The following is an 8,734-nucleotide window of genomic DNA, read 5'->3' as shown; positions in this document are numbered from 1 at the left end:
GCAGCGGGACCTGCGGGCGCTACCGGGCCTACCGGACCTACCGGCGCGGCGGGCGTTGCCGGACCTGCGGGCGCTACAGGACCTACCGGCGCAAACGGTGTTACCGGGCCCACCGGTGCAGCGGGACCTGCGGGCGCTACCGGGCCTACCGGACCTACCGGCGCGGCGGGCGTTGCCGGACCTGCGGGCGCTACCGGACCTACCGGCGCAGCGGGCGCTACCGGAGCGACGGGCACGGCCGGGGCTACCGGCGCTACCGGGCCTACCGGACCTGCAAATGGTCTGAATGCTTATGCAAGTTTATACAGCACAACACCTCAGACCCTGAATCTGACTTTAGGAGGAACCACACAAATTCCGCTTGACTCTACCGGCCCGGTACAGGGAGCGACCTATGTGCCGGCAAACAGTATCACAGTGGCAACTCCCGGCACTTATGAGATCAATTATTCCACTACGCTGACAGCGGCATTGGCAACCACCGTCACCCTTGCCGTGAGAATCAACGGGACCAATATCCCCAGCGCAACGATTTCCAGGGCGCTGGCAGTAGGAACCAGCTCCGTGTTTAATGGAAGTACCATTGTGACTTTAACGGCAGGAAACTTTATCGATATGGCGCTTTCGGCTCTTCTGGCAGTAGGGATCACGCTTGGCAGCGGGGTCAACGCCACGCTGAGCGTTAAAAAGCTGAACTGATTTTCTTACAGATTAACCCATTGCGGACACTGCCGCAGTTTCTCCTCTTTACGCCAGACAGGGCGCTGCACGGTTATTCGTGCAGCGCCCTGTCTTTTTCCGCCATTTGACCGCGCTCTACTCCGTCTTTGGAAGCGCGTCTGTCGCTTTTTTCAATTCTTCATCTGACGGGATGTAATCTTTCATTTCCCCATCGTTAAATCGCTGGTAAGCCACCATATCAAAATAACCCGTTCCGGTTAATCCGAACACGATATTCTTCGCTTCACCTGTTTCTTTACACGCAAGGGCCTCGTCCATCGCTGCCTTAATCGCATGGCTGCTCTCCGGGGCCGGAAGGATTCCCTCTACCTTTGCAAATGCCTGCGCCGCCTTAAATACCTCAGTCTGCTCTGCGCTTCTGGCCTCAAGAAGACCCTGATCATAGAGCTCTGAAACCGTGGAGCTCATGCCGTGATAGCGCAGTCCGCCCGCGTGATTCGCGGAAGGGATAAACCCGCTTCCCAGCGTATACATCTTTGCCAGGGGGCAAACCTTTCCCGTATCGCAGAAATCATATGCATAAACGCCCCTTGTCAGGCTCGGGCATGAGGCCGGCTCAACGGCAATGATACGGTAATCCGCCTCGCCCCGGAGCATCTCGCCCGCAAACGGCGAGATCAGCCCTCCCAGATTCGAGCCGCCGCCCGCGCAGCCGATAATGATATCTGCCTGAATGCCGTATTTATCGAGAGCCGCCTTTGTCTCAAGCCCGATCACAGACTGGTGCAGGAGCACCTGGGCCAGCACGGAACCGAGCACGTAGCGGTAGCCCTCCTGGCTCACAGCCGCCTCCACCGCCTCGGAAATCGCGCAGCCAAGACTTCCCGATGTGCCCGGAAATTCTGCGTTCATCTTCCGGCCCACTTCCGTCTCCATGGACGGCGACGGCGTCACTTTGGCCCCATAGGTCCGCATCACCTCGCGGCGGAAGGGCTTCTGCTCATAGGAACACTTTACCATATAAACCTGGCAGTCCAGGTCAAAATAGGAGCATGCCATAGACAGCGCGGTTCCCCACTGGCCAGCCCCGGTCTCGGTCGTGACGCCCTTAAGGCCCTGTTCTTTTGCATAATAAGCCTGCGCAATCGCGGAATTGAGCTTATGGCTTCCCGATGTGTTGTTGCCCTCGAATTTATAATAGATATGCGCCGGGGTGCCAAGCTTTTTCTCCAGACAGTAAGCCCTCACAAGCGGCGACGGGCGGTACATCTTGTAAAAATCCCGGATTTCCTGCGGGATATCGAAAAACGGAGTCGTATCATCCAGCTCCTGCTTTGCCAGCTCCTCACAGAAAATGCCGGAAAGCTCCTCAAGCGTAATGGGCTTTAAGGTTCCCGGGTTCAAAAGCGGCGCGGGCTTTTTCTTCATATCAGCCCGCACATTATACCACTGCTTTGGCATTTCCTGTTCTTCCAGATAAATTTTGTAGGGGATGCTTTCCTGCATGTCTACCTTCCTTTCTTCCTCTTATGGACTCGGGCGGGGGAACGCGTTCCCTGCCCGCGCGCCGTATGAGCGGCATATTTCCTCCGCACGGGCCTGTGCAACCGGGCAGGGAAGGTTACTTCCCCTGCCCGCCGCGCCGGGCGTCCGCCGCCTTGCTGACATATTTCCTCTGGACGCCCGTGTGCATAAAAAAAGCTTCCGTCCCATTCGATACAGGACAGAAGCGGATTGCAACAGTTCCGGTTGCCGCGGCTCTCCGGGCATATTTCAAGCAGCTACTCGTTCCGAATCTCCGGTTCCATTTTCTAAGTTGTTGACAGCATACCGTAATTTGCAGAAAAAGTCAAGGGGTCTGTGAATCTTCCCAAAAACGGACTGCCGCCCCAGTAACCGTTCAGACAACCTGAACGGTTACGGCATCTGCCCATGAAAATCGCTTCGCGATGGGGCAGATGCCTGCTGCCGCTACGTTTTCGTACGGTCAGCGCAGCAGGTGCGCAGACCTATCTGAACTCTTACCCGCCCCATGTCTTCGCTCTTATCCATCCTTAAGAAAGCCATGCCTGTTCAAGACACCTTGGAATTATTTCCGCGCGCGGAAGCAGATGATTCTTTTTTTGCATTCTGACGGATAAAAATTTTGCCCTGCTCTAAATAAAATTCTCTCTGATCCTCTGACAGGGAACGGAAAATATGGATTAGAAGCTCTTCATCATGTGAAAGGGAGGACGCCGCGGAATGATCAAGCAGATAATCCGTGGTGACATGAAAAAAGTCTGCTATGCATATCAACGTATGGTAATCCGGCTCTCTTCTGCATTGAATATAGTTTCCCAGCGCCGAAGGGGACATATCTAAGCTTTCCGCCAGTTGCTTCTGCGTAATCTCATGCTGCTCTAATAATTCTTTTATGATTTCGCCAAGTTTCATGATCGATCTCCATTCATGAGGATGAAGTAAACGGGATAAGATTTTAATCTTATCCTAAAGACGTCAGTATTTGCCGAAAATACACATATCGAATTGACAAAACACATAATGTGTTTATAATGTATGTAGAGAAATAATTTTTATGAGAGGAATCATGAATCAATGAGAAAAATCAGTATAATTATTCCCTGCTATAATGTGGCATCGTATGTTGACCGATGTATCCGGTCGATCACCGTACAGAGCATGGGGATGGAACACTTAGAGATTATCTGCATTGACGACGCTTCTACTGACGATACATGGGAGCATCTCAAGAAGTGGGAACAGGCTTTCCCTGAGAATGTATTATTGATCCGCCAGGATGTGAACAGACGGCAGGGCGCCGCCAGAAATCTCGGCCTTCAGTACGCGTCTGCCGACTGGATTGCGTTCGTGGACGCGGATGACTGGCTGGAGCCTGACTATTTTGAACAAATGTACGCGCCGGTGGGAAGCTATGCCTGCGATGTGGTGGTCTGCGGCATAGCGGCTGATAACTCGGAATCTATGGTTTACCTGAAAGAAGAGGAGAAAAGCTGCGGAAACGATCGCTATATCCTGTCCGACACGCCGGAGAGTAAAAAGAAAATGCTCATCAGCAAGGGATTAAATGTTTTTGCCTGGGCAAAGATCATCCGGAAAAGACTTCTGCTGGAGCATCAGCTCTTTTTTCCGGAGGGCCTGGTCTATGAAGACAACTACTGGCATCCATTACTGCATATCTATGCGGATTACATATATGTGATAGGAAAAAAACTGTATCATTACTTTATGCGCGCTTCGTCTACTGTTCATACCGTCAACACCGATCATCATCTGGACCGAATCACGATACAGATGATGAAATGGGAGGATTATGGAAGGCGCGGACTTTTGCAGGAATACCATGAGGAATTGATATTTGATTTTTTATGGCATGCGGTAGCTTTTATGAAAACGCTTGTCTTTCGGTATGCGCAGCCGTCCTTCTCACATTACCAATTACAGTTGGAGGTAATCTGTGAGAGGATTCCTGACTATACAATGGATGCTTTTGCAACTGTTTTTTCAAATTTTTCGGACATTGACAGAGTTTGCTTTGAATCCCTGCATCATTCTCTGGATCAGGCGGGATTTCAGGCATTTGTAAAGCAGGTCCGGCAGATTGTATGAAAGACAGCGCGCATGCCGCTGCCTTTCAAATTGTCTCACTGTCGTTTTGCCGGAATACAACTGATTCAACGGCCGAAACGGCGGGCTTTTTGCTCACCGCGGCCGCAGAACCATATCCAGAAGCTCGGCGAGCGGCTCCATGGCGTTTCTCGCCTCCTCGTATGTATTATTCTGCGCCCCGACCTCGATGAGGGCCGAGCACGGCCGCAGATGCTGATTATAGCGAAGCCCCTTTAAATAGATATTCCTCGTAAAGCCCGGATAGATGGCGTCTGCGCAGAGCTTCATCTGGAAGCTGAAGGCCAGGTTCTGCGTCCGGTACGGATTCCTTAAATATTCGATCGGGCCGTCCGGCGTCTCGCTGGTGCCGTTAAAAAACATGATGGTAGCCGTCTTCTTTCCATTTATATCTGTCAGCAGATGCGTGCTCTCCCGCACGCCGTCCCTGTGGATATCGAGCACCACCTGTATGGACGGGTATTTCTGCAAAATAGCCGTGACGCCCTCCAGCGCATAGCTGTACGCCCGGCTGCGATCGAGCTTCCCGTTTTTCAGATCATAAACCGAGACGTCGTGGTACACCCTGTACCCTTTTTGCTCCAGAAGCTCGGTCAGATAATTTCCCACCCCCACAATCGTGGCCTGCTTTTTCTGTTCGCTGTAATCCGAAAAATGCTCCTGGGAATGCGTGTGGTAGATAAGAATCTGCGGCCCGTTCTCCTGCTCCTCCTGCGCATTTCCCGGCTTCAGTGAAAAATCCTCTTCCAGAAAATCCTTTGCCCGCATCAGCTCCCGCCCGGCCGCCGCCGTTGGGTGGACCGTATAAAAATGCTTCATCAGGAAATCATAATCCGCCAGTTGTTCGGACAGATACTCGATTGCTCCCTGAGACTGAAACAGCTCCTTTCCCGCCACGGTTCCCCCCGCCGCCCGGGCCGCGCTTTCTCCGGCGGACTGTGTTCCCGCCTGATCTGCCGCCCCTCTGTCCGCCGCGCTTTCTTTGGCGGCTCCCGGCTCATTTTCCTTTGCACCGGGACTTCCCGCGGCATTTTCGGCCCCGGACGTCCCCTCCCGGCCCGCCGCGCCGGCTGCCCCGTATGCCGGATCGCTCTCCCCTGCCGGGTAATTTTCCGCCAGTAAAACTCCGTTTCCCGTTCCTGTTCCTGCTTCTCTTCCCGCTCCCGCGCCTTCGTCAGCCAGCAGGGCGCTTCCCTCCAGATCGCGGACCAGGTATTCATATTCCTTTAATAGCGCGGCGCTCTCCAGATATCCATGGTATGAGGGATCGATCTCCCCGGGCAGGCCCGCGTCCTGTTTTCCCTCCGCATTGCGGTAATAAGGAACCTGCTTTAAGATAAACCGGGCAAGCCAGCCGGAGAATTCCTCATCCGTTCCATCCCCGGACTGAGGGGAGCCGTACCACGTTTTCCACAAAAAGAGCGCCGCCTCCCGCTCCCAGGCATCTCCCGCCCCGGCCCGGACATTTGATTTAAACATTAAAAGAAGCGCGCCCGCGCAAAGAAGAAGGAGGCATATAGCGGACAGCCCCGCGCCTCCTCCTCTCCTGCCTCTGTGAAACGCCCTCTCCCATCTCCAAAAACCGACCGTTCTCATCCTCACCCCGCCTTGCATAGTTTCCTCTTACTATTCTATGCAAAGACGGCGGTTTATAGTAAACGGCTGCCATAAAGCGCCTGATGGATTCCCTCCGAAACGGTAAAGCTCAGCTCCTTCACCCGCTCGTCAATGTCCTGCGGCGTGACGTACATCGGCCCGAACTCCGGCTCCATAAGCTCGCGGATCAGCTCGTACTGGCTCTCTGCGTCGAGTTCCTCAATGTATTTCCCATAATTGACCGTGTCTTCTGACATCGAAAGCGTCCGGATCAGCGCGTCCACGGTCCCGTGGACAATGGCCGCCGCCCCGACTACGGTCGGGATCCCCAGCGCCGCGACGGGAACGCCTATCGTCTCCCGCGTCATGCTGTGGCGGTTATTGCCCACGCCGGAGCCCGGGTGGATGCCCGTGTCGGTCAGTTGGATCGTGGAGGCCAGACGGCGCACATTCCGCGCAGCCAGGGCGTCAATAGCCAGTACCATATCCGGCCTGGTTTCCCTCACCACTCCTTTCACAATCTCCGCCGTCTCCATCCCGGTCTGGGCCATGACGCCGGGGACGATCCCGCTTAACACCGGAAGGCCGTTCTTTTCACAGAAATCCCCGCCGTATTCGGTCAGAAAATGGCGCGTCATCTGCAGGTTATCCACCACCCGCGGCCCCAGGGAATCCGGCGTCACCTGCATATTGCCAAGTCCCACCACCAGAACAGAAGCCTTTTCCTTCTTCTCCGGGCACATCTTCTCTATCATCATGCGAAGCTGATTTCCCAGCTCCTTTGACACCTCCTCGTGGTACCCCTCATCCCGCTTCTCCATGTCCGGGACATCCAGAGTCAGGTACGTGCCCATGGGCTTTCCCATCACGCGGGCGCCGTCCTCATTTAAAATAGATACCTCTGTCATGCGGATGTGGCTGTCCCTGTGATGCCATTCCCTCAGGGAAACCCCCCGGATCTCCCCGCCGTCCCCCGCAAAGCTTTCCTGTTCCTCCACCGCTAAGTCCGTGCGGACTTCAAACTTCGGCAGCGGCAGCTCCGACTGCGCAAGCCGCCCCCGCCCGCTGTTCCCGCCGCCATCCCCGCCCCGCTTTTGGCTGAAACCCTGGCTGTGAGTTTTGCTATGATTTTGGCTGTGACGCTTCATATTTTCCCTCCAGACATTTTTTATACGATCACGCAACCGCTCAGACAACTCAAACGGTTACGCTTATTGTCCGCAGAGAGCGTATATTTTATGAGCGTTCATTTCTAAAAAAATGCCTGCTGGCCATGCCGACGGCGCAGACTGCCATTCCGGTTGGGATGAAAACAAGATAAACCGCAGGGCGGAACCGTTTTCCTCCAGAACATACATAGACACCGCAGGCCACGCCTTTAATCAGCCTCCATGACAAATTTATCGTTTGCCAGCCGAAAAGACCGCCGCTTCCTTCACCCATCCCATCAGCTCATCATCAATCTCCTCCGTCCCGGAAACCAGGACATGGTGGGTCCAACGTCCGGGATATGGCTCAACCACCGCATCTATGCGCGTGGACTCCAAACGGTATCCCAACCCGAAAGTCACAACAATATAAACCTCCGGCCGCTCCTTCGCTTTCCGCACCGGAAGGAAAGAAACAAAAGCAAAATTATGTCTGTTAGAAAAAGTAATCTGCGTTTTCTGCACCTTTACCTTCACACCATCTGCCACGGAAAAAACTTTCTGTTCAAAAGCCTCATACAGAGGCAGCGCTTCCGGCTGCTGGTGGAACGGATGCAGTTCAATCTAATTCACCATGGGAGTAATTTTGCTGTTTAAGCAAAGATCCGCCAGTCCTGCCCGTCAAAATTGCTGACTCCGACGGCGCGGATCTTTCCTTCCTGATAAAGCGTTTCCATAGCGCGCCATGCGTCATAGTAATCCCCAAATGGATGATGGATTAGATACAAATCCAGGTAATCCACCCCAGCCTTTTAAGGGACTGTTCAAACTCCTCCTTTGTCCGGCCATATCCCGCGTCCTGAATCCACAGAGCGCCTTATCCTTCAACTGTAAAATGCCCGGTCCCACCATCGGCATTTTTACAGCATTATTTCATGTGATTTCTTCCATTCGTATAATTCCTTCTCATGACTGCCATTCATTTACCTCATCATATATTTTTTTCACAAAAAAGTACAATGCCGGTTGCTTTATGCGCTATAATTAAAACGCATACTAAAATCTCGTTAAAAGGAAGATTATTATTGTATCTTTAAAAAGAAATCAAATACTTTACTGAACCGCTTTCTGATGCAGATACGTGCGGAAGTCAATCATGGCGAAAAGCAAAAATAAAGAACAGGATCTGTACTAATTTAATGTAGTCGCTTTGTACAGGTCCTGTGTTTATGCGTATTTCGGCATAATCCAGAACTTCATCGCCGGATAGCTGATCACCACAATAACGGTTACGGCGGGAATCCCAGCCGGTGTCACAGTCCGGCTGATGATAGATGCGGTTACACTTGCAATTGCGGATCTCTTTTTCCAGACATTTGCAGGTTCGTTTTTTTCGTGCCTGTGCAGCCGTGTAAACAGGCGTACCATCCCCGGCTTTTACAGAACACTGGACAGCTTGATATTTGCAGCCCTCCAGCTTTGCAATCTGCTCATCGGTCAGCTCGGAGTGTTCAATGTGCCTGCTCACCCGGTTCAAAAGGGATATGTCCTCAAGCTCAAATCTGTCAAACGTCTGGTACAGCATTTCGTCAATCTCAATATTCTGCTGCTTTCCACGACCATCCTTAAAAGAGAGGTAATAATGCCCTTGGTTATCGTCA

The 8,734-nt window shown here is 52.9% G+C and carries 10 protein-coding genes; 3 read left to right on the top strand and 7 right to left on the bottom strand.

What is annotated here, in order from left to right; translation table 11 throughout:
- Together NFS31_RS22440 and NFS31_RS22435 are read left to right on the top strand one after the other, a co-directional pair.
- Positions 1-365: hypothetical protein (locus NFS31_RS22440; protein WP_251500194.1), on the top strand; the 365-nt coding region annotated here is incomplete at its 5' end.
- Positions 283-699 (top strand): BclA C-terminal domain-containing protein, encoded by a 417-nt coding sequence (locus NFS31_RS22435; RefSeq protein ID WP_331482825.1) that lies wholly within the window; start codon positions 283-285, stop codon positions 697-699. The genes NFS31_RS22440 and NFS31_RS22435, both read left to right, overlap by 83 nt.
- 117 nt (positions 700-816) lie before the next feature.
- Here NFS31_RS22435 and NFS31_RS22430 read toward each other — a convergent pair whose 3' ends face one another.
- Both NFS31_RS22430 and NFS31_RS22425 read right to left on the bottom strand, forming a co-directional pair.
- The gene (locus NFS31_RS22430; RefSeq protein WP_251500185.1) at positions 817-2,187 is read right to left on the bottom strand and encodes a TrpB-like pyridoxal phosphate-dependent enzyme; all 1,371 of its coding nucleotides are present in this window, start codon (positions 2,185-2,187) and stop codon (positions 817-819) included.
- A gap of 567 nt (positions 2,188-2,754) precedes the next feature.
- Positions 2,755-3,117 carry a helix-turn-helix domain-containing protein gene (locus tag NFS31_RS22425; protein WP_251500182.1) on the bottom strand — a complete coding sequence of 121 codons (363 nt, stop codon included), beginning with the start codon at positions 3,115-3,117 and terminating at the stop codon, positions 2,755-2,757.
- A 162-nt stretch (positions 3,118-3,279) separates the two neighbouring features.
- On the opposite strand from NFS31_RS22425, the gene NFS31_RS22420 reads away from it, so the two are divergent.
- A complete protein-coding gene (locus tag NFS31_RS22420) occupies positions 3,280-4,311 on the top strand; it encodes a glycosyltransferase family 2 protein (protein WP_251500179.1) in 1,032 nt (343 codons plus the stop codon).
- Positions 4,312-4,404: 93 nt separating this feature from the next.
- Here NFS31_RS22420 and spoIIP read toward each other — a convergent pair whose 3' ends face one another.
- From spoIIP to NFS31_RS22395, 5 genes are all read right to left on the bottom strand, one after another.
- Positions 4,405-5,925 carry a stage II sporulation protein P gene (gene spoIIP / locus NFS31_RS22415; RefSeq protein WP_251500176.1) on the bottom strand — a complete coding sequence of 507 codons (1,521 nt, stop codon included), beginning with the start codon at positions 5,923-5,925 and terminating at the stop codon, positions 4,405-4,407.
- A 53-nt stretch (positions 5,926-5,978) separates the two neighbouring features.
- Positions 5,979-7,073 (bottom strand): GPR endopeptidase, encoded by a 1,095-nt coding sequence (gpr, locus tag NFS31_RS22410; protein WP_251500173.1) that lies wholly within the window; start codon positions 7,071-7,073, stop codon positions 5,979-5,981.
- A gap of 252 nt (positions 7,074-7,325) precedes the next feature.
- Entirely contained in the window at positions 7,326-7,661 is a 336-nt protein-coding gene (locus NFS31_RS22405; protein ID WP_275563921.1) for a DUF5655 domain-containing protein, read from the bottom strand.
- A gap of 65 nt (positions 7,662-7,726) precedes the next feature.
- A complete protein-coding gene (locus tag NFS31_RS22400; RefSeq protein WP_275563920.1) occupies positions 7,727-7,876 on the bottom strand; it encodes an aldo/keto reductase in 150 nt (49 codons plus the stop codon).
- Positions 7,877-8,223: 347 nt separating this feature from the next.
- Complete coding sequence (locus tag NFS31_RS22395) at positions 8,224-8,610, bottom strand: hypothetical protein (RefSeq protein ID WP_251500168.1); 387 nt, start codon at positions 8,608-8,610, stop codon at positions 8,224-8,226.
- Between the last annotated feature and the right edge of the window lie 124 nt (positions 8,611-8,734).

This window comes from Otoolea muris, from assembly GCF_943193115.1.
In the GTDB taxonomy this organism is placed as follows: Bacteria; Bacillota; Clostridia; order Lachnospirales; family Lachnospiraceae; genus Otoolea; species Otoolea muris.
This window is presented reverse-complemented; position numbering and strand designations above follow the sequence as displayed.